Origin of the sequence: Candidatus Avelusimicrobium luingense (assembly GCF_902757105.1) — a bacterium.
In the GTDB taxonomy this organism is placed as follows: domain Bacteria; phylum Elusimicrobiota; class Elusimicrobia; order Elusimicrobiales; family Elusimicrobiaceae; genus Avelusimicrobium; species Avelusimicrobium luingense.
Window position 1 is genome coordinate 138314 of sequence record NZ_CACVTK010000006.1, and the last position, 25370, is coordinate 163683.

The window sequence follows — 25370 nt, forward strand, 5'->3', positions numbered from 1 at the left end:
AAGATCGGTTTATTAGAATACTGATAGAAGCACAAATCACAGGAGGATCTATGAAACTGAGAAAGATAGTTTTAACCATAGTAGCCGTATTAGGTGTCTCTGTTGCGTTCGCCGGAAACACGTCCGACTTACGTATATATATTCAACAGTTTTTTAAAATGATTAACGTCTCCGTTTCTATGATGGCGGACGAAGAAGATCCGGAAACAGCGGAAATCACCCAAACTATCCAAGCACTCAAAAAGGGTTTGCTCCAATATGATACGGAATTAAGCGCCGGAAATTTATTAGAACAAAGTAAAATTATTGATGAAACATTTCAGGAAATTCCGGTTATACTTAACAAAATTAAAACATCCAGCAAAGAAATAGAGGAAGAGTTGGCCCCTCAAATAGAAAAATTAACTACTGCCGTTATCAACAACCAAACCGAAGTCCCTGCCGAGAAAGTAAATCATGAAATAGCCTTGGGACTCATGGAAAGTTTTGCCCAAGGAAAGGCCCTGGCCGAAGGTACGTTAGAGGACTCTGTTAGCGAAATTTTACAAATGGAAGCACTGATGAATATGTTTCAAATGTTCGGAGAAGACGACTAAACGAAAAAACAATCTGCCGCAAACAAAAATCCCCCGGGCCAATAACCGGGGGATTTTTAATTACAGAAAAAATTATATTTACTGACCGACCCAACGCCAAAAATTATCTTCAAAGTTGTCCGTGTTGTTGTAATGATACGCACGTCCCAATGCCTTTTCTACCGAGTACGGTTCATACACGGTTTTACCACGGGAATCTTTGACTAAAAAGCCGGTGGACGGATCGCGTTTAGGCTCCCCTTGGGCAATTAAGCGGGTGAATTGTTCAAATTGCATCCGGTTAGACGGAGTAGAACCACCCGCCGGATTCAATAAGAACCGCACCATGGCATACGCTTGGAAATACCAATTTTGCACGTCATTACGGCCTTCGGCTATTTCTAAAGAGCCTTCCTGCATAAATTGTTCAAACGGTACGAGATAAACAGGTTTACCGTCTCTTTTAGAAGTAAAACGCTTACCGCGTGACGAACCGAACAAGGAAGACGGCTTAAGCGACGGATTTTCTTGAGACGGATCCCGTTGAAAATTGAGCGTTTTTAAGTCGTCAGCCCAAGGGCCGCCTTTACTACCGGCGGATTGGTCTTCCATAAATACGGCGAGGCCTTCATCCAACCAAGTAGGCGTCATAATACGGCCGGTTTTGTGGCTGTCAAAAAATTGTTGTGTAAAGATGTGTGTCAGTTCGTGCGTAAAAACTTCTTGCAATTCGCGCTGTTTGCCCGGCTCATCATAAACAACGATTTCCCCCCGAGTGGGATAGGCAACCGCACGTGTCCATGCTTTAGCGTTAGGCTCATGGCGCAAATACGATTTGTGATCTTGATACACAAACACACGCACACGGTTGGACATCATCCACGGAATAAATCGCCGCAAGGTTTGATAAGCCGTTTCAAACGTCATCGTCATATTAGATGACGGGATACCTTCGGTGCGTTTTTGAGTATAGACGTCAAAATGTGTACTTTTTGATTCTTGCCACGTCACACCGGGCCGAAACGCATTCGGGTTAAATTTTTTATTAGGGGCCGGTACCTTATCAGGTTTGTTTTGCGCGGCAGAAGGTGGAATAGGACGCTCGGTTGATTGGGCTTTGGCTTTAGATTGTTCCATCATTTTAACGGCATATTCCAATTCCGCATCGGCGGCGGCTTCTTCTTCATTTAAATCTGCTTCTTCTGTGACCGTAGAACCGGGAGGCAACAAGGCGTTATCCGTTTCAATGTTCTTTTCTAATTCGGTCGGTTTAGACGTGGCCGGTGCGGCTTGCTGTAAAGAAACCGATTTTTTGTCCGCCGGTTTTTTAGCCTCTGCTTTGGCGCGTTCCTTTTTAGAAGCGGCTACTTTATCAGCCACTTTAGGCGAAAGAGTTTTCGTCGGGGCCACGGCGGTTTGTACCGATTGGGTTTCGCCCCCAACGGTAAGGGGCATATCTAACGTAACGGCCGGATTAGCCGCCGGAGTTGTTGGGGTAGATTTTTTCACCGGTTCATTGGAAACATTCGTTGCCGTTGGAGTACTGGTGGAAATAGGCGCCACTCCTACAATTCCTTTTTCGGGAGCGGATTTTTTTAATGATTGTTTGAGTAAATCTATATTAGATTCGGGCGCCGGAGCGGCATTAGACACCCGAATAGAAGGTGATTGTGTTTGCCCCCATAATGGGTTTATAGCCAGGCTGATAGTTAGTATTACAACCGTTTTTTTCATAAATTAACTTATAATACAACATCCCCTGTGGTGGAAGGTGTAAAAACAGAATTACTCACCGTACCATCTACAATAGAATAACGTAACGGACATTGGGCTAATTCAGTCGGATTTTGCGTCGTATCAAACGTAGCCGTTACTTGATAATGGATAGTTCCTATTTTAATCGGAGCACAGGTATAAGTACGAGTGGCATTCGGCGTTGTGCCTTCGTCCGTACAAGGGGTCCCTTTTAAAGCAAGGCAAGCAGAATCATCCTCTGCACATTCTACCGGTATAGAACAATGCATCCAACACTGGCTCAAATCACGAGCAAAAATCTCCGGACTTTTTACACTCCACAAGGCATTTACTTCGGCTTGACAGGCATTGATAAGCATTTGGCTTGATACGGAACGACGGGTTTGACGCGCGGTTGTTGTACGAGACAAACTACTGCGTAATAGCATTGCCGCCATCCCCGCGAGAACTACCGTTACTAATAAAACCTGTAATAAAGCAGCACCTTTTTGATTGCGCAACATATTTTCTCCTATTAACTTGGTTGAACAAAACCGTTAGGCAACATAAAAATTTCTTCTGTTACATCATTAACAACCGGCGAAGACGGCAATTCCAAAATCAATTTTACATTGATTGTTGAAGCCAAGTTCGTCGTTGATGCACCCGCATCAACACTATATGCCCCAGTATGCCCACTAATACTAAACAAAGGAACCGGATAATTGCCGGTCGCGTTGGAAGGAATCCATTTTACGTGGTTTAGAAATATCTCCGAAGAAGCAAATGTACCCGTACAAACATTAGGGGTATGATTTGTATTCCACGAAATAGCATCCGAAGAAGACTTACGGTAAATTACTCCATCATCTGTTGCGGTACTGGGTTGAACGGCCTCTCCACCGGGCAATGTGGTACGATTGCCGGCATCAAAACAATATACGATATACTCTCGGGTTGTTCCCGGAATAGCAGAGCCGTCCAATCTGACATTTTTGCCCAATACAAGTAACGGTATCGGCGTGCCATGCGTCGCACTGGCAATGGAACTGGCCGCGTAGAAAACGCGTGTAGAGTCTTGCACATCTTGACGTAATTGTCTAATAGCACGAGACATGCTATTGCGCAACATGGTACGGCTACGCCCTACCCCCCCTTCGCGCGAAGCCGCTGTTGTCAACGAGGCAAGCGCCACCCCGATAATCCCAACGACCATTACCGCCAGTAAAATTTCCGTTAATGTAAATCCATTTTTATTTTTCATAAAGTAAATCCATTGCATGTAATTTGGAAAGTAATATTTTTTCCCGTCCAATTTGCATTCGTCACATTCTCGGCCCGCAATTGAGTCGTAGCGGACAAAGCGGTATCATTAATCAACACACGATTTGCCGACACAACCTGATACGTAAAAGAGGATGTGGTTCTATCACAAATAGCCGGCAACATACAATTTATGGTATGATCGCCGCTGGTAGATAAGGGGGTATTATCTCCCCCACACAATCCTTTAGGCAAACTGGTAGACGAGATATTCTCCGGTTGTCCCACATATAATTGCAATTCCGAATGGGCACGTTCCACCGCCCAAAGCATTTCTTCTTGGAAATCAGGTCGGGTAGATTTGCGGGAGACCGATAATAATACACCAAAAGTCGCTCCGGCAGCCAAGGCCAATAACCCCAACGCAATTACCCCTTCTAACAATGTTACACCCAATTTGTTTTTTAAAATACGTTTCATAAAGACTCCGTTAATCGTTATCATACGTGTCAGTAGGATCCATGCTGTTATCTATATAAATATATCCTTTCAAAACAGTTCCCGACTTCTTAAAATATTTTTCTCCGGCTAATTTATTATTGGCAAAAGCAATGGCATATTCATTAGACGTATCCCAAGACGGCATATCCCATCCCTTTGAAACAACCGTATCTTTTGCCGTATCATGATTGGTACAAAATGTATATGGCAAACCTACAAAATCTTTGGAAGATAAATAGCCACACGCAAACAATTGTTTTGCCGTTGTCAAAGTAGTAGGAGCCGTTGTTTGTGGAATTCCCGTGGCCGAAGGATTGGAACAAGCCGTCGTCGTTTGGGTAACATCAGCATCGGTTGCATCAAAACAAGCATAAATTTTCCCTCCACGACTGACTTGATAATATGTTTTAAGGGCTTCAGCTAATTTTTTAGCCGCAACCTTAGCCTGCGCTTGACGCATTTCATAGCGCACCGATTTGAATACCGGAGCAGCCAACGTTGTCACTACCGCAAGCACTAAAATCACAGCCAATACTTCCATTAGTGTAAACCCTTTTTTCATATTAACTCCTAAAATGTTCCGTGCCGGGTTCTCCTGTAGATTTTACGCAATACCAATAACTATTTCCTATAGTACTTGACCAACGGTAACGATCCGGCACCCGCGAATTGGAACTTTTTCCTGTCATGCAGGCCCCCGTTGAACCCGTCAAAGCGGCACAAATACCGCCGTTTGAGGGAATACCGCATATCGTAAATTCCACAAAGTCATTTGTCCAACCGCCATTATCTAATAAGCCACACGAAATTAAGGTGGTGGCAGAAAGACTTTGCGTATAAGGCATACTGTCCGGACAAGTAGCCGTAGTATTAGTAATCACGCTGTTCCCCAAAGCGGCATACGGAAATTCTAACCGGAACCGTTGCACAGCACCGGCCAATACTTCCGTCTTGGCTTTAGCCGCCGCAATGCGAGCATCCGCCTCGCTGGAACGATATGAAATGGTGGCAAATACAGCCATCGCCCCAATAATCGTTGCGGCAATCAATAATTCTAATAATGTAAATCCTTTTTTATTCTTCATACGACCCCTTTTTATAGTATGGCAGACTTTTTCTACTTTTTCAATACCATCTATTCGGAAATCTGAACGATTGTTCCGTCTTGCATAAAACGCGCTCCACGATATGTCGTAGAATTTAGATTTTCCATGGTAGCAATAACGTCCAAATCATTATTGCATTGATGCTGTGTAGAAGCCGTTTCTTGCGGGCAAATGAAAAAAGTATATCCTTTATAAGTAAACCCATTATCAAACGGGATGCTCTGTAAATAACCATGTGTAAACAAAGCATACGGAAAAGTTGTACTGTTCAACGAACCAACATCTGCATATCTAGACGAATAAGGATCCGATGTCTGAAAGGTAGTAGATGAAAAACCGAAAAACGTACTTTGCGGGAACTTTTCGGTAGAACCTTGCATAGCCATATCGGTACGCAAGGCTTGTACAGCCATCCCCAAATCGGTCAATACGCCGGTCGCAGCCAAATATTTATTACGCTCTTGCGCCTTCTTATTGGCTGGCAAGGCAAAGGCCAATATAGAGGCTGCTATGACCATCACGATCAAAATTTCTACTAACGTAAAACCTTTGTTGTGCCGCATAGTAATCTCCTAGTTTCCACCGATTTGAGATAGTTTGAAAATCGGCAAGAAAATGGATGCTACAATAATACCGATAAGCGCACCGACACCGCAAATTAAGATAGGGTCAATTACCGCCGAGAAACGAGCAATAAACTGCTCTACCTGATCGGAATAGAATTTAGATAGCGTCGCAATAATACCCGGGAGTTTACCGGATTCTTCACCCATGAGCATCATTTCGGTCATTAGCCCGGGGAAAACACCCGTTGCCCGGAACGAATCGGAAATAGATTTACCGGCAGCCACTTCCGCCCGTACCATTTTTAGCGCGTTTTGAATAATGACGTTACTATCAAACGAATCTTCCAATACCAAAATAGCGTTCAAAATCGTTACACCGCTACGAAGTAATGTAGATAAAGTAGATAACATACGGTCATAATAAATATTCTTTAAGAAATTACCGAATAACGGCATGGTAAGCAAGAACGAGTGCCAACGTTTACGTCCGTCCGTCGTTTTAATATAGAAACGAAACGCAATAAAACCAAACACAATAGAGGCAATAATAAGCACACCATGGTTAATTAAAACACCGGATACTTTTAATACGATTAACGTAATAGTCGGTAATTCCAAGTTAAAATCTTTGAAGATTTGAGCGAAGGTCGGTACAATACCGATAATAAAGTAAATCAATACACCCACTGAAGATAAACCCAAAATAGCCGGATAGGTTACAGCGGTAATAATTTTACTTTTCATACCCTCTTGGGTTTTGGTATATAACGACACCTGCATCAATGTATCGGCCAACTGCCCGCCGAGTTCCCCGGCTTCCACCAGAGATAACCAAATGTGGCTGAATGTTTTAGGGTGATGCGCTAATGCCTCATGTAAAGATTGCCCGCCGGCAATATCCTTGGCGACTTGCGTCAACACATAGCCTAACGTCGGGTTAGAAGCATATTCTCCGAGCAGAGATACAGCACGTACGAGCGGTACACCACCGGCAATCAGCGTAGCCAACTGTTCGGCGAAGAACGCGAGCACGTGTCCGGGAACTTTTCCGCCACGTTTACGAGAACCGCCACGGCCGCCAAAAACTCCGCCGCCGCCTTCCCGAACATCCAACACCAAATAGCCCTTGTTTTGCAAGGCCATGATGACTTTTTCGCGGTTATCCGAAGAAATCGTCCCGCGTAGGACTTTCCCGTTTCCGTCATTAACTGTATATGTATATTTCGGCATAAATATTCTTCCTATTTTTAATCAAAATCAACTTATTTAATCGTCGTCAGATGTAGTAATACTTAAGATTTCATCTACGGTTGTTTGGCCGCGGACTACTTTGCGCCAACCATTCGCACGCAAGTTAAGCGAGCCGGAACGAATAGCCGCTTGTTTTAAGGCCACCAAATCTTGCGTTTTATAAATAATATTACGCATTTCTTCCGACATACGGAAAACTTCGTAAATAGCGCGACGTCCCATAAATCCGGTACCGAAACATTTAGGGCATCCTACCGACTTAAAAAACGTCCACGAGTTTTGGTCGCGCAGACTTAAATGACCTTCCTTAACAATGCGGTTTAAAGTGGCCGGATCAGGGATGTGCGGCACTTTGCAATACGGACATAAAATACGTACCAAACGCTGGGCCGCCACCAACGCTAAAGAGCTGGCTAAAAGGAACGGTTCCATTCCCATATCAATTAAACGGGGAATAGCACCGAGCGCTTCGTTGGTGTGTAAGGTAGAGAGCACCAAGTGACCGGTAAGAGCCGCTTTTAAGCACGCTTCAGCCGTTTCGTTATCGCGCACCTCCCCCACCAGAATGACATCCGGGTCTTGACGTAAGAATGAACGCAAACCGGCAGCGAAAGTAAGCCCAATGGCCGGTTTTACCTGTACTTGGCTGATACCGGCCAATTTGTATTCTACCGGGTCTTCCAATGTCATAAAATTGAGTTCCGGCGTACGAATCGTGGTAAGTACCGCGTTTAACGTAGTAGATTTACCGGACCCTGTCGGCCCCGTCAAGAAAATTAACCCGTGCGGTAAGTTAGCTGCTTCCAAGAAGGCTTTTTTCTGTTCCGGTTCAAACCCTAATTTATCGACGTTCATTTCCCCCGTACCTTTATCCAAGATACGAAGTACGAGTTTTTCACCGAATACTGCCGGACACACAGACACACGAACTTCAATGGAGCGGTTCTGGTAACGAATGGTAAATGAACCGTCCTGCGGCAAACGTTTTTCGGCAATATCCAATTTAGACAAAATTTTAATACGGGAAATAATGGCGTTTACAGATTCTTTGGCCGGTGGGGTACGTTCGTAAAGCGAACCGTCAATACGGAAACGTAACGAAACGCGTTCGTCAAACATTTCCAAGTGAATATCGGAAGTACGTTCGGCAATGGCTTGACGTAAAATAGCGTTTACCTGTTTTACATAGGTAGAAGAGTTAGGCGAAACTTTATCCAAGTCCAAAAAGCCGGAAACTTCAATATCCTCATCGGATTCTGCCGTAGCCGCGATATCGGCTTGCGGTTTAACCGACTCATTCATGACTTCTTCTAATAAGTTAGACGAAGAAGCATAAAATGAATCCATTGCATTTAATAGTTGGCTTTTGCTGGCAATAAACGGTTGGACTTGTTTGCCCGACATCATTTTGATGTTCTCTAACAAGAACAAGTTGGTCGGATCTAATAAAGCGACAGCAAGCACATCTTCTTCTAAAAACAACGGAACAACCATATTTTCCCGAGCAAATTTCTCGGGAATAATTTTTTGTAAATTTTGTTCCTTTTCCGGTACTAAAATGCCATTTTCTTTAGAGGCATAGGGCATGGCAAAATGTTTAGACAGCGCAATCGTTACTTGTTCTTCAGATGCAAAACCCAACTTTACAACAGATTCAGCAAACAAAATATTATTTTGTTTTGCATAAAGTTGCACCTGTTTGACTTGATCTGCGGTCAACGTGCCTTGGTCCATTAAAATTTCATCTAACTGTTTTGCCATTTCCTATTCCCCTAAATTACGTATATAGTCTGCCCCCGTCACCGGGGGCAGACTGAAAACGCTTACTATTCAGCCAAAATGGTCGGAGTAATAAAGATGACCAAATCGGTTGTGCTCTTAGAGGTGGTTTTGCTGGTAAATAACCATCCCAATATCGGGATATCTCCCAAGAGCGGTACTTTGCGGACTTCTTCCGTTTCGCGCGAAGTTAACAAGCCACCGATAACGACCGTTTGACCGTTTTTCACACGAACGAGCGTAGATGCTGCACGGGTAATGGTATCTTTCATATCATCGAACCCGGAAGCGATAACGTCCGAATACGAAGGTTGTACGTACAAGGTTACGTATCCTTCGCGGTTGACTTGCGGCGTAACTTGCAAGATCAACCCTACGCGTTTACGTTCGGCAGATTGGGTGGTCATAGCAGAACCGCCTTCACCTGAAGAACTTTGCGTAATACCGACTGCGGCATCCGTAGAGGTGGTAATCATAGCGGTTTTATTATTTAAGGTAATGATTTTCGGTTTACCCAAATATTTAGCTTCACCGCGAGTTAATAAAGTACGAAGTACCACGTTAAAAGCTGAAAAATCTAACAGACCGGCTTCATCCGTTCCGGAACTACCGGAGGAACTACCGCCGCCACCGGAACCACCGCCACCGCTGGAACCACCGCCACCGACTTGATCTTTGCTCGGGAAAATGTAGTTCCAACCTTTTACGCCTTGGCCTTTAACGTATTCCAAATCTAACACACGTTTAGGAGCCGTAGCCACAAACATCGTGCCGTCACTGCCACCATATTCAAAGCCTAAACTTAAACCACTGGTTTTGTTGACTTCTACGATTTGGGCTTCAATTAAAATTTGGGGAGGACGAATATCTAATTCCGCCAAGATATTTTCAATCGGCGGGAAGACTTCCGGCACATCCGTAATGATGAGTTTGTTTGTGCGCGCATCAATAGCCAAACGGCCAACAGGGGACATCATACTTTTGATGATGTTCGTGATACCGGCTTCACCACCGGAATCACCACCCATGGCACCTGCGCCGCTACCCATGCTGCCACCCATGCTACCGCCCATGCCGCCGCCCATGCCGCCGCCCATACTACCGGACGAACTGCTGGACACATCTTGCGGCATAACGCTGCTCATTTCGCTAGCACTGGATCCCATTCCTTGTAAGGAAATATAACTGAGCGTGTAGATTTTGGTAATCGTATCCGGCGCATCATTAGAGCGTTTGGTTACCACGTAACTATCACTCTTACCGATACGTTGATAGGCCAAACCATGCACACGAAGTAACGTGTCTAAGGCTTCACGTACAGTTACTCTGGTCAGCGAGGCAGTAACTTTTTTATTTGCGAATTCTTCGCTCATAATAAAGTTAATTTTTGCCTGCGTAGTAATACTGTTGAGAAAGACGGATATCGGTACATTGGATACACGAATAGATACTTTCCGATCTAACGGAGAAGATTCTTCGGCATCCTTATACAAGTCCGTTTCTCCCGACAGTTTTACGGTCGGTTCTTCCACAAGGGCGACAGTATTGTCGCTAGGAAGTCGCTGACGGCTTTGAGCCGATGCCGTAGTGACTAACCCTAAAGCGGCTATACCCGCCAACACGACTGCTAAACGATTTCTCATAATCCTCCTATGAACTTTATTAAATGTTACAACTGAACTTTCCGTACAAATTTGTGTCCTTTGTAAGAAAATACCACTTCATCGGGGCGCACCGCAATAATACGGGCTCCGTAAATGGAATTTCCGACGGTATATATTTTGCTACCGATAAATACTTCTTGCCCGATTACCCCGCCAATTTTAATTTTATTACGAACTTCGCGGGTGGGGTCTTTAATACGAGCCAATTCTAATTGGCGCAACCGTTCCGCTTCTTCCTGACGGCGACGTTCTTCTTCTAATTTACGTCTGCGTTCCGCTTCAATAGCGGCTAAACGTTGTTGTTCACGATATTGCAATAACAAGAAATCATCGGGAGAAAGTGTCGGATCCCGTTTAGATTTAGGCGCATATACCACTTTCGTCTGTTCCGGATCTTCTTCCTCTTCTTCTACCGTTTCCCGGGCGGTCACAAATTCCTCCCCTGATTTTTCTTCCGCAGGAGTCTCAGCCGCGGCTAAATCTTTTTCCAATGCGGCATCTTGTGCAGGTTGCTCCGGTTGGGCAGCTGCCGTTACACTTTCGGGCGTTTGCGCAGCCGCTTCTTGCGTAGGTTGTTCTTGCGGCGCTTGTGCCACCAACGGAACGGATATGCCTACCAATAAAAGTAAGAAAAATAATTGTCTCATATCTTATTTCCCCTTTTTGCGTTTCTTAGCAGCCGCCTTTTCTTGTTGTTCGGCAGCCACTAACTGATCATAATCCTTAAAAAGCGAACGGGCAATTTTCTCTTTCGGGAAAATTGTATTTAATGTCAGCGAAACTTTATTATTCCCAATCCGATTGGGGTCAGTATCTTTTTCAATAGCGAAATCCGAAATTTTAATATACGTCGGACGATTTTCAATCCCTGCTAAGAAATTAGCAAAAGTATCGTACGTCATTGTAGAAGATACTTTCATAGAGGTTGCCACATACGTCGGGTTAGTATCGTTTTCCGTTTGGGCGCCTTCAACGGAAGGTGTCAAACCTGCTTTTTTGAAAATATCAATAATTTGACTCAGCAACCATTCGTTTTTGGCTTCCACATTAGAAAAGCGCGGTTCTAACGAAATAAGCAGTTTTTTGTTAGTCGCATATTCTTGCTCATTTACCTGTTGAGCACGAATCGCTTCTAATTGTCCGTTTATGTTTTGTATCTTGGAATTAAATTTTCCTGACAGATATTTGAACAACAAGAAAATAACCAATAGCGCAATAAATTGTTTCAAAAACAATTTTAAGTTTCCTTCTTGCGCGACTGTTTGGATATCGGCAAATCCTTGTTTTAATTGGGCCACATATTTATTGGTTTTTTCATTCTTTGCCATATTATCGTCCTCCTTTCGCACAAGTCAGCGTAAACTTAGTTGCTTGTTCGGCTTTCTTCTGTTCTCCGGAACTCGTACCGGCGACTTCCGAATAACGGATAATCGGATTCGCCCCACAAATACGTTTAATAGTGGGTTGTTTGGCAAACTCGTCTTTGAACCGGTTGCCTAATGCCAAGTCGTCACGTCCGTCTTTCGTACCGGCTTGAATAGATCCTTCTAACGTTAAAGAGCGTTCTTCGGATCCGGTCCCCGGGAAGACGTCTCCATACGTAATTTTAGTAAGCCACACGCCTTGCGGGACAGAATCTGCTATTTCGGCCAAAATAGGTGTAACTACATGGTCATATTTAATCATGGCCTGTAAGTTAGAATTCTGTGTTTTAATCTTACTTAAATTTGATTGGATTTGACTAGCCGTTAACCCATCAAAATCAGCGATACGCGATTTTTGGGTGGTTTTAGCACGGGCTAATTCTTTTTCCTTTTGGTATTGGCCCCAATAGCCTTTACCAATTAAAGCCAAAATCAATACGATCAATACGGCAGCGACTTTCCAAGCAGTCAAACTGGCATTGAATTCATAAGAACTCAAACGAAGACCTTTGGTAAAATCTATATCCGGTGTTTTTTGGTCAAAGAATTTAATGCTGGCACCGATGGCCGCAATTTCGCCGGATGAACGGGTCTCAATACCATATATTTCACTCAAATTCCATTTGCGTACCGGTTTTTTGGAATCTGCTTCCAAAGCGGGAATCCATTGTTCGGCATCCACGCCGGTAATTACGGCTTCTTCAAACGGATCCCGTTCCAGTTGTTTTGCAATAAATTCCGTACAGTTGGTAATTTCAAACCGACGGCGCTCTGCCGGAATGGAACCGGAGATTTCCACTTCACGCAACAAGACCGGTGCATTTTCGTTTAAGAAAACGAAATTCGCCATATCCTTGCCGAAGAACGAATAAATGCGTCCGCCATTTCCGACGGCTTCTTTATCGCTGTCATTAAATGCACGCCCTAATGACAAACTGGACGGCTCCACCGACACCAACTCCAACCCACACGCTTTTAAGCCTTTGCGCAAACGTTCAATAATGGTTTTCGTGGTCATAGCGAAAACCACCCCTAAACGTTTTTGTTTGGTGGCTCCGGTTTCAAACTCGTAAACGTGATAAGCATATTCGGCTTTTTCAAATGGAAAATGAATATATTTACGGGCTTGAAGCGGAATGGAATTTTTCCACAATTTACGTTCAATTACCGTCGGCACAACAAAGTGTCTAAGCAGACAGAACGCCGGGGCTAAACTAACCACAACCCGGTTAGTCTTCCATTTCTTTTTGGACATCACCTTAGCAAGTGATTCTGTCCAATTATCCATAGAAAAGAATGTTTCGTTCAAATCCAGCGGCTTAAGCATATTCCGATCCACATCCGAAATCGGAACACGCACTAAAGATTCCAAGACAACACTGCCGTCCTTTCGGGCAGTTTGTGCCATGTATATTTCATCTAATCCAATATAAATACCCAAACAATCCGGATGGGCGTTCATATTTTGACCGATTAGTGTTTCTGATAATCCCATGCTATCTCTCCAGAACTATTCTTTATAAATCTTCGTACGGCATATCGTACGGATTATTCATCGGCAACACTTCGTCGGGTGTCGGATAAGACGAAGTAGGAGCCGGGGCAGGAGCCGAGGCGGGTTCGCTACCATCATCTTCCTGAATAATCGTAGTTGTATTTACCGTTTTTGTATAGGTACTAGTGGACGTATCGGTAGAAGTTGCAGACGAGGTTTGAACTGCCTGTTCCGTTACCGGTTGGCCCATTTTGCGGCCGGGTTTTTTCCATAAGCGAGCCGCTTTATAATTTAACGCTTGTTCGGTTTGTGTAGAAACAGCCTTTGTGCTGCAACTACTGTCACAAGAATTTTTTGTATCCGCACATTTTACAATAACACGGCGGCGTAAGGTTTGTTTATTTCCTTTCAAATCTGTTCCGGTGAGTACCAGCGTATATTTCCCACAAGGAAGTTCCGGCCCAATCACCCCTTTACGTCCGTTAAATAAAATTTGGTGATATACCGGAGAAAAACCTTCTAACTGACGAACAATATAGAATTTACCGTCATGACCATGTTGGACAATTTGCAATACCCAATTATCTAACGGATTAACGGTTTCTAATACAGAAAAATCAATGGCAAATGCTTCGCCTAAAGAGCGGTCAATGGCATGGCATAACGGCACAATAGCCATACTTAAAAGGGGTGCTTTTTCATCTTTTTCATTTTTTTCCATGACCGTAGGCAATTTGGAATCATAATCAAATACAATAGATAAACCATGCAAATTAGCAAACCGGGCCGGGGGTTCTTCGTCAACAAGCCCCATATTATAATGTAATTTACCTTGAGAAATACCGCGGTTAATTAAATAGGAATTTAAGCCCATCGCTTGCCGAATACCGGGCAAGGTAACATCGTCGGTGTAAGAACCGGGAGGCAAAATAACATAAGCCGAACCTTGCGTCAAGGCTAAAAGTTCATAAATACTGTTTAATAAAGGTTGTGCATCGGAACGAAAAGTAGTTTTGTCAAAAATGACTTCCGGGTCAATTTCTATGGCATCGGGACGATTGTCGCGCATATACAAGTTAACACCGGGAGTATCTGCAATTTTCTTCATAGCCGCATCCGTCATGCTGGCAATTTTTTGAGACGTATATAATTCCCGTGCTTCAATGGCTTGCGGGGACGTCAAATCGGTAAAAGCCGACCCGTTAACGGTAGTCAACATATTGTCGCGAGTGGCTTGAATTTCCGCATTAGACAAATCCGCTAAGGCTTGTTCATCGGCTTGGGCTTGAGACAACAAAGCATCTTCGCCCAATGTGGCGGCAACAGCACTATCACCGAGCGCTTCGTCTACGACGGGACGCACCGTATCTAATGCTTGTTGGCGTTGTGTTTCTATGCCATTTTGTAAGGCTTGTTGTTTGGCATCCAAATCATTTTGCAAGGCTTGTTGTTGCAATTTCCAATCGTCTTGCAAAGATAGTTGTGCGGCATCCAATTGCTCTTGCGCGGCCGCTTTTTCGTTTTCAATGCGATCGGCAACGGCTTGTTGCTGGGCAGCAACGGCATCAGCCACGTCTTGTTGGGCAGCAGCCACATCATTTTGGATTTTGGCGGCCTGATCGCGAGCGGCTTGTTGGGCTTGCTCCACTTCGTCAGAAACCACTTCATCTAAACTTTTCACTTCGCCTTCTTTGAAGTTCACATCCACTTCCACCGGGGTTTGAATACCACCCATGCGGTTATGGATCAGCGAAATGTATTTATTGGCTTGAGCGACTTCTTCGGAATTACCATTGACGAGCACATCAATAAAGTAATCCAAGGCTTTATCGTCCTTGTTATCGTTATAAAGCGAAATACCTTTCGCCAGTTGTTTGGCCGGAGTGGCCGCAACAACCACAGTCCCGCTTACGACGACTAAGCCGAACAAAAACACTACTAAACCTTTCCAGATTTTATTATTTTTAGTCATTGAATCTTCCTATTTTCCCGATGGATGCCGTCTTATTTGCCGACACTACCGGCTATTAGAATTATAGCAATTTAACGCGTTTTGTAAATAGTCTTTTTTTATTTATCTTTATTTTACAACGTAATCCCCAATGCTTTTAACCGCTCTTGCGCCAATACATTCCCCGGGTAATAGAATAACACATTGCGCAAACAACGTTCGGCATCCGGTAAATTTTCCGCTTTGTAAAATAAGGTAGACAACGCTAAATTAGCCCACAAATCGTCGGGATGTTTGGTCAAAACATTTTCCAATATCATTTTAGATTTCAAATCATTTCCCGCCAAAGACAACACCCGCGCCAACAAAATTTCCCCGTTAGTATCGTCGGGATATTGTTTAACATACGCTTCAATATCGTTACGCAAACGTTGTTGGTAATAAGGCGACATTTTGTCAAAGCGACTCACTTTATCTTGATATTTTTGCAACAAACGCGCTTGTTCTATGATGGCAGGTTTTTCCGGAGAAGCACTGTATAATTTTTCCACCCGGGCTAATAATTCTTTGTCTAACGTATCAACTGTCAGCCCACGCACATAACAATTTTTGGCTTGTTCAATCTCGCCTAATTTTTCATACGTCTCACCGACAAGACGCCAAAGTCCTGTTTCATAAGGGAACAAAGACAGGCCGCGTTCGGCCATTGCCATTTCATCACTTCCGGCGTAAATCACATTATCATGCAACAATTGTGTCAACATTTCATACGCTTGCAAATGATACGGATGCAACCGCAAATTGTCCATTAAATAATGCACTGCTTTCTTCGTATCGCCTACCCCTATCGCGGCAAGGGCAGCATGGAAATATACTTCTTCGTAATAATCAGCCGCGGAAAGCGTTTTTTCAAACACGGTTAATGCCGCCGGATATTTACCTTGCGCCAAAAGCACATTTCCCAGACGGAAACCTGCTTCGGTATTAGCCGGATACAAGTTCAGCGCAGCAGACAAATTTTCTTCGGCCTGCGGATAATCTTGCATGGCCACGGCTTTTTGTCCGGCGAAGAAACGATATTCACTCTTAAGCCAAAGCACTTGCCACACGATAATAGCCACACTCGCGGCTACTATTACCAAGGCCACCGTTTTGGTAAGTGGGTTGGCAGTAACGGGGATTTGGCGTTCTTCTTTTCCCACGCCGCTCACTTCTGCCCCGACGAGCCACCAAAAGATAAACGCTGGAACCACCGCATGCAAAGAGATGTTAAGCATATTATCTACAAGCATTCCCAAAATACCGCAGAACAAGGCTTGTAATAATTGTTTTTTGTCGCCTTCTTTTTTATGTACGGCAAAATCTTTGACTTCCAAAAACAACACCATAAACATAAACATAAATAACCCAAGCCCGACGATACCGCCTTGTCCTAGTTGAAAAAACAACTCGTTATGCGGGGCATGAGTCATTGTTTTTAGACTACGCAAATTAGGATATTTGAGCAAGGTTTTCGGTTGGGTTTGGGCAAAAGCCATTTGGAAATTCCCGAGGCCGCTTCCCATAACGGGACGGGCCAAAAACATTTCTTTGGAAATATCCCACATAAATAACCGCTGGTGCATCGATTGAAAGATTTTATCGCGGTCAATATTCAGCGTAAAATTAGAAGGAGTGACCTGTGTAAGTTCCTGGGCACGCGCTGCGACGGGGCTGTGCGTATCTTTATCGTCCCAATGTACCGATCCCCACCCGACACCGACCGCCAACAACACGAGTAAAAATACTCTGCCGCGACGATTCCAAATCAATGTACGAAGCGTGCCGAACATCCACATCATCAGCAAGGCACACGCGGCGCCCAACCAACACGAACGCGCCAACCCAAACGATAAAAATAAAATATATACAAGAACTAACAAACCGTACACGAATATATCTTTTTTACTTTCGGTACGCATATAATAAACAAGAAGCGCAGGAAGTAACATCACTACTGCCGACGATAAAAAGTTCGGATTACCAAAGGTGGAAAAGGCACGCGTGGCGAACTGGTTGATTTCAAACGGCCATAAAAATTCAAGGCCTACGGCTTGCAACACCCCATAACAACACGCCAAAAACACGGCGACAAACATCAGCACTAAAATATTTTCTTGCACCAATTTGCGCAAGACACGTACGGCAAGCCACACGCCTAATGCCCACAAAAAGATGGCATACCAATCAAACATGCGTGCAAACAAAGTGTCGGAATTTAATTGCGTTTTAATATGAGGGAAGAAATACCACAAGGCTCCCCAGCCTAAAAAGAGTAAAATGTAATTGGTTTTACTTTCAATCGTTCCGGCACAGACAATATTTTTACTGACAATGTACGCACCGACGGATACAACCACCAACAAACTGCCGTAATTAAGTAGCCCGTAAAACATGGTTTGGCGCATGGCTTGCGGAGCGGAAGATACCGCCGATAGCCACCCCACCACACAGGCAAGCACATACACAAAGAAAGCCAAATCAAAAAAAGTATGGGTAAAATCTATCGTTTGCGTACGTAAAAATTTAATGGCGAGTGTAGCGTAAATTAACGCAATTAACACATAAAGCAAACTGTTCTGAATAAAAAATGGGTTGGCCGTTAAATCCGTAAAAAAGATAAGCGGCACGACTAAGAAACACATCGTAAGGAGCACACGAACGATTTTCATGTAAATAGTTTCTTTGGTGGGTTTGGTTAAATTAAGCATAAATCCTTTCCTATAAAATCTACCTTATATTTTAGTTTTTTAAGACGAAATAGCAAAGAATTATTTTACATTATCCGTTTCGGGTAAATGCAAAAACATACCGTCCATATCGTTAAGGGCATAGATACGTTCTTCCACCGGCGGGTGAGAAGCAGCAAGACCACTCAAGCGTTCAAAGAAGTTGGGCTTTCCCGATGAGCGAGCAATACACATCGCGCTTAACAACACGGTAGAATCTAATGCTTCAATACGACTATCGGTACTGATGCGCCACAAGGCTTTCGCCAAGGCGCGCGGGTGACGGGTAATAAGCGCCGCCTCGGCATCGGCAAGTCGTTCGCGCGTGCGCGATAAACCGCAACGCAGCAACGGTGCAATTACATACCCATAAATCAAAAGCATCAGCCCGATATAGGCCAAAAAGCCCATGGGACGGGAAACACGTTTCAAATCAATTCCGTTTTCCTCGTAAATATTTTCTTTTTCCGTGCCGTAAAAAAGATATTCCCCCGTAAAAGTAAAGAATGCCAAGCACATTACAAGCACCATCATCAGGCGTGTGTCTCCGTTACGGATGTGGGCAAGTTCGTGTGCTAAGACGGCTTCCAATTGCACATATTCTAATTTTTTAAGTAGTCCTTTGGATAATACCACTGCCGAATTCTCCGGTGTTGATCCGACGGCAAAGGCATTCATGGACGAATCGTTAATTACATAGACACGCGGCACATAATCGCCGGTACGGATGCATAAATTAGTTAGAATGGTATTAGCCCCATATTCGTCGTAACGAGGCAATAATTTGACGCCGGTTAAACGGCCCAAAACAAAATCTTCTCCCTCGTTAAGCGCTACATTTGCCCAAAAAAGAGAGATTAATAAACACACCGGCAAAAGCCACTGACACGTTTCCAACGTTCGCACAAGCGCGTGGGACATGGTACTCCCCCACGTCAGATATCCCGTTGTGCTAAAATAGTGAAATACCCCGCTTAACATATAAAAGCCCCACGTGGCCAAATAGGCAAAGGCCATCGTAGAAAGCGCAAACAAAATAATCAGCAAAATACTTTTACGACGGTTGCGGGCCGAATAATCGTAAGCGAGAGCCATAATTTTCTCCTACAAAGGCAAGTGGCCGTCCATCTCTAATAGCGCGTCAATACGCTTTTGGATAGGCGGATGGGTGGCAAGCAAACCCGACAAAGCGGAAAACAACCCCATCTTTTCTAACGGATTGGCGATGCACATAGCCGCCATACTTTCACGTTTATCCAATGCTTCCACGCGGCTATCGCCGGAAATTTTATGAAGAGCACTGGCCAGTGCGCGCGGATTGCGGGTGGTAAGTGCGGCAGTCGCATCGGCCTGATATTCACGTTGGCGCGAAACCGCCAAACGAATAAGCGGGGCTATCAAATATCCATATACCAAAAAGAAAATACCCAGCAAAATAAACAACAGGCCGCCTGAATTTTTCTTGCTTCCTCTACCCGATGATAACCCGAAACGAATCAACATTTCCCCGGCAAATGTAAAAAATGAAATACCCGCTACCGTGATAAGCATCAAACGGATATCGCGATTTTCTACATGGGCCAGTTCGTGTGCAATCACGCCTTCTAATTCCACCCGTTCTAATTTCTTGACGATACCTTTCGTCAATGCGATAGAAGCGTGCTCGGGATCTCGGCCGGTAGCAAAAGCGTTTAAGGAGTCATCATCTAAAATATAGATACGCGGCAAAGGAAGGCCGCGAGTAATGCACAAATTTTCCACGAGCCGGAAAATTTCCGGTTGGTCGCTACGGGAAATTTCAATAGCCCCCGCTCCGGAAAGCATCAGTTTATCACCCATAAAATAGGAAACAACAATCCACAATACGGCTAACGCCCAACAGACGGGAACGGCTATCAAGGCCCCATGTACGAGTTGGAGTTGTTCGGGGGTAAATTCGGTCACTCCGCGTTGTGCGGCGTACGGATCCCCCATTAAATAAAACAGGATTCCCACCGTTGCGGTAACCAACAACGCAAAAGTAAGCGGAAATAAGAGAACAAGCAGCACGGTACGCCGCTTGTTCTCTTCAATATGTTCGTAAATAGTAGCCATAAAAGGCCCTAACTAGAATTTTACTTGCACCGGTTGACGGGCAGCCGCATCGGTGGAATCTAATTCAAAGAAAGGTTGTTTTTCAAAATGGAAAATTGCCGCCACAATATTGCTGGGGAATTTTTCCACTTGCGTATTAAATGCCATTACATTGCCGTTATAAAAACGGCGCGCGGCTTGAATTTTATCTTCAGTATCACGCAGTTCACGTTGAAGTTCCATAAAGTTTTGGTTGGCTTGCAACGTAGGATAATTTTCGCTCAAGGCAAATACGGATTTTAAAGCACCGGAAAGGATATTTTCCGATTCGGCTAATTTCTTCATGTCCGACGGATTTACTTGCATAGCCATATTGCGCGCTTGGATTACTTTTTCCAACGTACCGCTTTCGTGCGCCGCATATCCTTTGACTGTTTCCACCAAATTCGGAATCAAATCATAACGGCGTTTCATTTGCACTTCAATATCGCTCCAGGCTTCTTTGGTGCGGTTGCGCAATGTGATAAATCCGTTATAGACAGCAACCGCATAGACGGCGAAAATAACTAATGCAACAACAACGATTAATATTCCACTCATTTTTTCCTCGCTTGTTACCCCGTTTTAACCGACGGGAAATTAACCGACATTTTTATTGTAGAAATATTACGCGGTTTTGTAAAGAAAAATTTTACCGTATATCTTTTTCAGGAAACAAAGCACGTTCCGCCACGTTGATATCGTCTAATTCCCATCGTAACGATTCCCGTACGATTCCGGAAGAAGAAATATTCATCAACGTTTGTGTTAATTCCCGATAGGTTTTGAAATCTTGTTCTACTGCAGCCATATCCACACCGGGCATATCACGTAACGGGGTTTTGGTTTTTAGAGATTGCAAATAAAGCATTTTTAACTTTTTGCCCAAATCAATTCGATGCTGTTTATAGTTAAGGACCTGCTCAATACTTTCGTTCCGTGATAAAAAGCAATTATGTTGCAAATCTAAAATTAACACGTCAAACACTTCTTTCCCCGGCGTTTTGACATATACGGCAAAGAAACCGGCATTTTTCTCTAGGGCCTCACTTACAACCGTACGCAAAACATATTCCATATCTTCGGCGGGATACCAATGGACCGGGCTGATTCTTTCCAACCGCAAGGCTTCGGTTAACGTCGGTGAGAACTCACTGGAAAAATAAACGTTCGGCCCGTATGAAGCCAAGTAGGGCCTTATCCAATTCCATAAGGATCCCTTATTTTGCTGTTCGGCAAATTGCCACTCCTTTTGGAAATCGGCAATATATCCGGGATATCTGGGAACCAAAATTTGTTTGGCAATTAACCGTTCTAACAGGGCGGTAGGTATTCTGTCATGCATTTTCTCTTCCCATTTTACTTTGCGGGCATAGATATTGCCGCCGACTTTTGGCAATTGGGCAGATAAAAAATCATATCCCATTTCAAAATTAGAAGTTACTATTTGCGCAGTAGTTCTTCCGGCAATGGTAGCGGCTTGAGTGGCGGCTTCTGTCATTTCCCGTTCCACGCGGGCAGTTTGAGCCACGGCTTTCGCACCCATTTCCGGCAATTGAGCCTGCGCCGATAATACACTTCCCAACAAAACACCTAACAACAAATTCAGTTTCTTCATTTTACGATTACCTCAAGTGAACAAATATAAATATATTATCTCAAAAAAACAGGTATCCGGGCAAGCGTTGCCATAAAAAAGCAAACCCCCGATTGAAAAATCGGGGGTTTATTATGATATGAAGACTTATTTACCGTTTAACGATAAATTTAACTGAGAAGAAATAGCCGCTTCTAATTGGGCATCACTTTTTTGCAACGCTTCTTCTATCACACGAGCCGCCTCTTCATGGTTTCGGGAACGGGCGAGTTCTATTGCACGTTGACATTCTGCACGATTACTTACTATCTCTTCCCGTTTCAGTAATTCCCTAATAATACCAACATGACCGTACTTTGCAGCCCCAAAAAGTGCCGTTTGATCCATCGCATTTCTGGCGTTTACATCTATATCATCCCGCTTAAGCAGTTCTTGAACAACGGCAACATTGCCGTTAAGTGCAGCCACGATAAGCGCCGTGTAATCTCTCGTATCTCTAGCATTTACATCTACGTCATTGTGCTTAAGCAGTTCTTGAACAACAACCACATGCCCGTTAAGTGCAGCCACGATAAGGGCAGTCATCCCTTCTTCATTTTTAGCGTTTACATCTATATCATCCTGCGCCAATAGTTCTTTAACAACATTAACATGGCCGTACTTTGCAGCCGCGATAAGAGATTTCTCAACGTCTCTGGTAGTAACATTCGGTAGCAAACTCTTAACGGTTTTCACATCACCATTCACAGCAGCGTAATGCATTTTTTCAAAAGGGTAGACGGCCCGAACGTACTTATATTGAAAGGGGTCGGACACGGAACTAGACTGTGCGTGCACTGCTAATACATTAAAGCACACAAGCATCAATACAACACTTACTATTTCAAATAAACGTTTCATATAGAAATCTCCTTATATGAGTTAAGTGTCTCTATGTTAAAAGTATAGTGATGTTTGCTAATTAAACAAGAGGTTTTTGGTCCTAAATAAGGATAGGTCTTTATACCCATCACACACAAAACCCCCGATTTTTCAATCGGGGGTTTATTTCAATTCAAATAACGAAGTTTATTTCGTTTCGGTTTCGCTGGTTTCTTCTTCCGTTTTACCGGCAAAAGAATCTTGCAACAGTTCACCGAGCGTCGGGCGCGGGGCTTGTTTCAAGTATTGCGCCACCACTTTGCGGTTTTGCACTTGATCGTACTTTTTGATAGACAAGTTCACCACAAACGTTTCCGGATTTACCCCCACCACTAACGCGGTGATGGTATCGCCTTCTTTGGCGGTAAAATCGCGGCCCATTTCAAACGGGCTGATAAACGCTTTCGTGTTGTTCTTGCCGATTGTGCATTCCACACCTTCTTCTTCCGATACTTTGACTACCGTTGCTTTAACGGAACTCTTGTACGGATAGCGGCGTTTTAAGGCATCGGCCGGGTTTAAGAATAATTGTTTCAAACCAAATTCCAAGCGAGGAGTTTCTTTATCCAAGTTTAAGAGTTTGGCTTTGAGGCGTTGGCCGCGGCGGAAATTGGTAATGGCGGTTTCCGGATCTTTCCAGGCAACGTTGTCCAACGTAACAATGCCTTCAATACCGTGGAAGCGTAAGAACAATTTATCATTGTCTACTTTAGATACTACCACGCGTAGCACATCGCCGGCTTTAATTTCGCCCAACACTTGTTCGCGGCGGACGGCTTCATCTTCTTCCAACACTTGTTTGCGAGAAACAATAAGTTTTTGTTTTTCTTTGGAAAATTCTACCAAGACGGCTTTGATTTTCGCGCCGACGGGCAAATAATGCTTATACGCCGTATGAAGTTCGGACAAGGAAAGCGGCATAAAACCGCTGACACCAAATACTTCTACAATATACCCGCCTTTTACGCATTGTAAAATCGTTCCTTTCACGCGTTCTTTGGCTTCGTAGGCTTTTTTGCAAATATCCCAACCTAAAAATTCTAACGCTTTCTTGTGTGACAAGATAGACGGGCGTTCATCGCTACCGCGTTTAACGAGCACCGCGGAAATTTTATCCCCCACCGCCGGCATCGTTTTACCTGCAAATTCGCTTACAGCAATAGCGGCTTCTTTTTTAGCGCCCACATCTACTAAAATGTAATCTTGGTTGATTTGTACGACGGGAACTTCTACGATTTCTTTTTTGTACAACTTCTCCGATAAAGACTCTTGTTGCGCAATTAACTGATCCATTGTCATTTCGGTTTCGTTAACTGTGTCTTCGGTTTGTTTAATTTCTTCGTTTGTCATAAGTCCTTATTTACAGGTTACGCATAGGCAACCTGCGTATAACCTCCGTTATAATTGAATTGAATTTATTGCATCCATTATTTCTACAGCAAATCGTTTGTACTGCTCTTTAGGCTCTAACGATTCATCTTTTTTCAAGTGAATCGGTTGTCCGAATTTCAGCCGGATTTTGCGCACCCACGGCCAACCAAAAGTACCATCTATCCGTACCGGTAATACCGGCACGCCGGTCTTATATACTAAAAATCCGATACCGCTTTTCGGTTTTTGGGGTTTTCCGGTTTTACTGCGCGTTCCTTCGGGGAACATGACCACACTTTCCCCCCGTTCTAATGCATGGACGACTTCTTTAAGTGCGCCGAAATCGCCAATCGTACGCGCGCGATCCACCGGGATATATCCGCTACGGCGGAAAAACCAACCTAATCCCGGTATTTCAAATAACTCTTTTTTGGCTACAAATCGTGAATCCCGAACGAGCCCCGCAAAACCGCCGATAGCGGGCGGGTCCGCATTGGACAAATGATTACCCGCAATAATAATGGCCCCTGTTTTGGGGATATTTTCCAACCCTTCCACTTTAAAATCGTGGAACGTACGGAAATAACACCTTGATAATAATTTTACCAAATTAAGAAGCATGATGGGGAATTTTCTCCAAAACAGCATCAATAACTTGCTGTAAATTTAACAAAGACGTATCAATGATAATGGCATCGTCAGCCGGTTTTAAGGGGCTGACGGCACGGCCTTTATCACGCGCGTCGCGTTCTTTTATTAAACGCAAAATTTCGTCGTAATTCGGGTTTTCGCCGGCTTCTTTTAATTGCTTAAAGCGGCGGTTAGCGCGTTCTTCGGCAGAGGCATCTAAATAAAATTTAATATCTGCATCCGGGAACACTACCGTACCGATATCGCGTCCTTCCATCACAATACCGCCCGTTTCGCCGACTTCACGCATTTTTTCCGTCAGAACGCGGCGGGCTTCGCCGTTAGTAGAAACACGGCTGGCCACATTACCCACTTCTTCCAAATGAAGTTTGGCACCCAAATACTCGCCATCTACGAACATTTTAAGCGTGGCATCTGCTTGACGTGCAAAGGTAAAACGCATGGCACGCGTAGCCGCTAAAACGCCGTCGTGATCGTCGGGATCAATGTGTTTAGCGAACACCGTATAAGCCAGTGCGCGATACATTTCCCCGGTACTTAAAAACCCGTAGCCCAACTTGGCCGCTACGGCTTTGCCGACGGTAGATTTACCGGTTCCGGCAGTTCCGTCAATTGAAATAAGGAGTCCTTGTGTTCGCATA

General features: G+C 44.1%; 24 protein-coding genes. 1 reads left to right on the forward strand and 23 read right to left on the reverse strand.

The annotated features are described in order from the left end of the window. Nucleotides 1-50 precede the first annotated feature (50 nt). Nucleotides 51-596: a hypothetical protein gene (locus ACQY3H_RS06650; protein ID WP_428075814.1), complete on the forward strand. Its 546-nt coding sequence runs from the start codon at nucleotides 51-53 to the stop codon at nucleotides 594-596. 78 nt (nucleotides 597-674) lie between these two features. On the opposite strand, the gene ACQY3H_RS06655 is transcribed toward ACQY3H_RS06650, so the two are convergent. The 23 genes from ACQY3H_RS06655 to cmk form a co-directional block, all read right to left on the reverse strand. After that, nucleotides 675-2309 carry a DUF2268 domain-containing putative Zn-dependent protease gene (locus ACQY3H_RS06655; protein WP_428075816.1) on the reverse strand — a complete coding sequence of 545 codons (1635 nt, stop codon included), beginning with the start codon at nucleotides 2307-2309 and terminating at the stop codon, nucleotides 675-677. A gap of 8 nt (nucleotides 2310-2317) precedes the next feature. Continuing rightward, the gene (locus tag ACQY3H_RS06660; protein WP_428075818.1) at nucleotides 2318-2833 is read right to left on the reverse strand and encodes a hypothetical protein; all 516 of its coding nucleotides are present in this window, start codon (nucleotides 2831-2833) and stop codon (nucleotides 2318-2320) included. Nucleotides 2834-2844: 11 nt separating this feature from the next. Then, nucleotides 2845-3573 (reverse strand): PulJ/GspJ family protein, encoded by a 729-nt coding sequence (locus tag ACQY3H_RS06665; protein ID WP_428075820.1) that lies wholly within the window; start codon nucleotides 3571-3573, stop codon nucleotides 2845-2847. After that, nucleotides 3570-4052: a hypothetical protein gene (locus ACQY3H_RS06670; RefSeq protein ID WP_428075822.1), complete on the reverse strand. Its 483-nt coding sequence runs from the start codon at nucleotides 4050-4052 to the stop codon at nucleotides 3570-3572. Before ACQY3H_RS06670 ends, ACQY3H_RS06665 begins: the two co-directional genes overlap by 4 nt. Nucleotides 4053-4062: 10 nt before the next feature. Beyond that, entirely contained in the window at nucleotides 4063-4635 is a 573-nt protein-coding gene (locus ACQY3H_RS06675; protein WP_428075824.1) for a type II secretion system protein, read from the reverse strand. 1 nt (nucleotide 4636) lies between these two features. Next, nucleotides 4637-5158 carry a type II secretion system protein gene (locus tag ACQY3H_RS06680; protein WP_428075826.1) on the reverse strand — a complete coding sequence of 174 codons (522 nt, stop codon included), beginning with the start codon at nucleotides 5156-5158 and terminating at the stop codon, nucleotides 4637-4639. Between the two features lie 50 nt (nucleotides 5159-5208). Continuing rightward, a complete protein-coding gene (locus ACQY3H_RS06685; RefSeq protein ID WP_428075828.1) occupies nucleotides 5209-5742 on the reverse strand; it encodes a type II secretion system protein in 534 nt (177 codons plus the stop codon). Between the two features lie 9 nt (nucleotides 5743-5751). Then, nucleotides 5752-6975, reverse strand: a complete 1224-nt coding sequence (locus tag ACQY3H_RS06690) for a type II secretion system F family protein (RefSeq protein WP_428075829.1) — start codon at nucleotides 6973-6975, stop codon at nucleotides 5752-5754. 36 nt (nucleotides 6976-7011) lie between these two features. Beyond that, nucleotides 7012-8757, reverse strand: coding sequence for a GspE/PulE family protein (locus ACQY3H_RS06695; protein ID WP_428075831.1), 1746 nt, complete (start codon nucleotides 8755-8757; stop codon nucleotides 7012-7014). A gap of 65 nt (nucleotides 8758-8822) precedes the next feature. Beyond that, the gene (locus ACQY3H_RS06700) at nucleotides 8823-10418 is read right to left on the reverse strand and encodes a secretin and TonB N-terminal domain-containing protein (protein WP_428075833.1); all 1596 of its coding nucleotides are present in this window, start codon (nucleotides 10416-10418) and stop codon (nucleotides 8823-8825) included. A 26-nt stretch (nucleotides 10419-10444) separates the two neighbouring features. Continuing rightward, nucleotides 10445-11086, reverse strand: coding sequence for a hypothetical protein (locus ACQY3H_RS06705; RefSeq protein WP_428075835.1), 642 nt, complete (start codon nucleotides 11084-11086; stop codon nucleotides 10445-10447). Between the two features lie 3 nt (nucleotides 11087-11089). After that, nucleotides 11090-11767, reverse strand: coding sequence for a hypothetical protein (locus ACQY3H_RS06710; RefSeq protein ID WP_428075836.1), 678 nt, complete (start codon nucleotides 11765-11767; stop codon nucleotides 11090-11092). A gap of 1 nt (nucleotide 11768) precedes the next feature. Next, nucleotides 11769-13358, reverse strand: a complete 1590-nt coding sequence (locus ACQY3H_RS06715) for a hypothetical protein (protein WP_428075837.1) — start codon at nucleotides 13356-13358, stop codon at nucleotides 11769-11771. 22 nt (nucleotides 13359-13380) lie between these two features. Continuing rightward, nucleotides 13381-15330 (reverse strand): hypothetical protein, encoded by a 1950-nt coding sequence (locus ACQY3H_RS06720; protein ID WP_428075839.1) that lies wholly within the window; start codon nucleotides 15328-15330, stop codon nucleotides 13381-13383. A gap of 113 nt (nucleotides 15331-15443) precedes the next feature. Further along, nucleotides 15444-18059: a tetratricopeptide repeat protein gene (locus tag ACQY3H_RS06725; protein WP_428075840.1), complete on the reverse strand. Its 2616-nt coding sequence runs from the start codon at nucleotides 18057-18059 to the stop codon at nucleotides 15444-15446. Between the two features lie 60 nt (nucleotides 18060-18119). Then, nucleotides 18120-19172: a M48 family metalloprotease gene (locus ACQY3H_RS06730; RefSeq protein ID WP_428075841.1), complete on the reverse strand. Its 1053-nt coding sequence runs from the start codon at nucleotides 19170-19172 to the stop codon at nucleotides 18120-18122. A gap of 9 nt (nucleotides 19173-19181) precedes the next feature. Beyond that, on the reverse strand, nucleotides 19182-20171 hold the full coding sequence (locus ACQY3H_RS06735; protein ID WP_428075843.1) for a M48 family metallopeptidase: 990 nt from the start codon (nucleotides 20169-20171) through the stop codon (nucleotides 19182-19184). A 12-nt stretch (nucleotides 20172-20183) separates the two neighbouring features. Further along, nucleotides 20184-20750 (reverse strand): LemA family protein, encoded by a 567-nt coding sequence (locus ACQY3H_RS06740; RefSeq protein WP_428075845.1) that lies wholly within the window; start codon nucleotides 20748-20750, stop codon nucleotides 20184-20186. Between the two features lie 91 nt (nucleotides 20751-20841). Then, a complete protein-coding gene (locus ACQY3H_RS06745) occupies nucleotides 20842-21807 on the reverse strand; it encodes a hypothetical protein (RefSeq protein WP_428075846.1) in 966 nt (321 codons plus the stop codon). A gap of 126 nt (nucleotides 21808-21933) precedes the next feature. Next, nucleotides 21934-22686: an ankyrin repeat domain-containing protein gene (locus ACQY3H_RS06750; protein WP_428075848.1), complete on the reverse strand. Its 753-nt coding sequence runs from the start codon at nucleotides 22684-22686 to the stop codon at nucleotides 21934-21936. A 168-nt stretch (nucleotides 22687-22854) separates the two neighbouring features. Continuing rightward, nucleotides 22855-24057, reverse strand: a complete 1203-nt coding sequence (locus ACQY3H_RS06755) for a S1 RNA-binding domain-containing protein (protein ID WP_428075850.1) — start codon at nucleotides 24055-24057, stop codon at nucleotides 22855-22857. 48 nt (nucleotides 24058-24105) lie between these two features. Beyond that, entirely contained in the window at nucleotides 24106-24699 is a 594-nt protein-coding gene (locus ACQY3H_RS06760) for a lysophospholipid acyltransferase family protein (protein ID WP_428075852.1), read from the reverse strand. Further along, nucleotides 24689-25369, reverse strand: a complete 681-nt coding sequence (gene cmk / locus ACQY3H_RS06765; RefSeq protein WP_428075854.1) for a (d)CMP kinase — start codon at nucleotides 25367-25369, stop codon at nucleotides 24689-24691. The genes ACQY3H_RS06760 and cmk overlap by 11 nt, the downstream gene beginning before the upstream one ends. Nucleotide 25370: the final 1 nt, after the last annotated feature.

Coding starts and splice junctions, on each gene's coding strand:
- ACQY3H_RS06650 (WP_428075814.1), top strand. CDS start 51: ATGAAACTGAGAAAGATAGTTTTAACCATAGTAGCCGTATTAGGTGTC.
- ACQY3H_RS06655 (WP_428075816.1), bottom strand. CDS start 2,309: ATGAAAAAAACGGTTGTAATACTAACTATCAGCCTGGCTATAAACCCA.
- ACQY3H_RS06660 (WP_428075818.1), bottom strand. CDS start 2,833: ATGTTGCGCAATCAAAAAGGTGCTGCTTTATTACAGGTTTTATTAGTA.
- ACQY3H_RS06665 (WP_428075820.1), bottom strand. CDS start 3,573: ATGAAAAATAAAAATGGATTTACATTAACGGAAATTTTACTGGCGGTA.
- ACQY3H_RS06670 (WP_428075822.1), bottom strand. CDS start 4,052: ATGAAACGTATTTTAAAAAACAAATTGGGTGTAACATTGTTAGAAGGG.
- ACQY3H_RS06675 (WP_428075824.1), bottom strand. CDS start 4,635: ATGAAAAAAGGGTTTACACTAATGGAAGTATTGGCTGTGATTTTAGTG.
- ACQY3H_RS06680 (WP_428075826.1), bottom strand. CDS start 5,158: ATGAAGAATAAAAAAGGATTTACATTATTAGAATTATTGATTGCCGCA.
- ACQY3H_RS06685 (WP_428075828.1), bottom strand. CDS start 5,742: ATGCGGCACAACAAAGGTTTTACGTTAGTAGAAATTTTGATCGTGATG.
- ACQY3H_RS06690 (WP_428075829.1), bottom strand. CDS start 6,975: ATGCCGAAATATACATATACAGTTAATGACGGAAACGGGAAAGTCCTA.
- ACQY3H_RS06695 (WP_428075831.1), bottom strand. CDS start 8,757: ATGGCAAAACAGTTAGATGAAATTTTAATGGACCAAGGCACGTTGACC.
- ACQY3H_RS06700 (WP_428075833.1), bottom strand. CDS start 10,418: ATGAGAAATCGTTTAGCAGTCGTGTTGGCGGGTATAGCCGCTTTAGGG.
- ACQY3H_RS06705 (WP_428075835.1), bottom strand. CDS start 11,086: ATGAGACAATTATTTTTCTTACTTTTATTGGTAGGCATATCCGTTCCG.
- ACQY3H_RS06710 (WP_428075836.1), bottom strand. CDS start 11,767: ATGGCAAAGAATGAAAAAACCAATAAATATGTGGCCCAATTAAAACAA.
- ACQY3H_RS06715 (WP_428075837.1), bottom strand. CDS start 13,358: ATGGGATTATCAGAAACACTAATCGGTCAAAATATGAACGCCCATCCG.
- ACQY3H_RS06720 (WP_428075839.1), bottom strand. CDS start 15,330: ATGACTAAAAATAATAAAATCTGGAAAGGTTTAGTAGTGTTTTTGTTC.
- ACQY3H_RS06725 (WP_428075840.1), bottom strand. CDS start 18,059: ATGCTTAATTTAACCAAACCCACCAAAGAAACTATTTACATGAAAATC.
- ACQY3H_RS06730 (WP_428075841.1), bottom strand. CDS start 19,172: ATGGCTCTCGCTTACGATTATTCGGCCCGCAACCGTCGTAAAAGTATT.
- ACQY3H_RS06735 (WP_428075843.1), bottom strand. CDS start 20,171: ATGGCTACTATTTACGAACATATTGAAGAGAACAAGCGGCGTACCGTG.
- ACQY3H_RS06740 (WP_428075845.1), bottom strand. CDS start 20,750: ATGAGTGGAATATTAATCGTTGTTGTTGCATTAGTTATTTTCGCCGTC.
- ACQY3H_RS06745 (WP_428075846.1), bottom strand. CDS start 21,807: ATGAAGAAACTGAATTTGTTGTTAGGTGTTTTGTTGGGAAGTGTATTA.
- ACQY3H_RS06750 (WP_428075848.1), bottom strand. CDS start 22,686: ATGAAACGTTTATTTGAAATAGTAAGTGTTGTATTGATGCTTGTGTGC.
- ACQY3H_RS06755 (WP_428075850.1), bottom strand. CDS start 24,057: ATGACAAACGAAGAAATTAAACAAACCGAAGACACAGTTAACGAAACC.
- ACQY3H_RS06760 (WP_428075852.1), bottom strand. CDS start 24,699: ATGCTTCTTAATTTGGTAAAATTATTATCAAGGTGTTATTTCCGTACG.
- cmk (WP_428075854.1), bottom strand. CDS start 25,369: ATGCGAACACAAGGACTCCTTATTTCAATTGACGGAACTGCCGGAACC.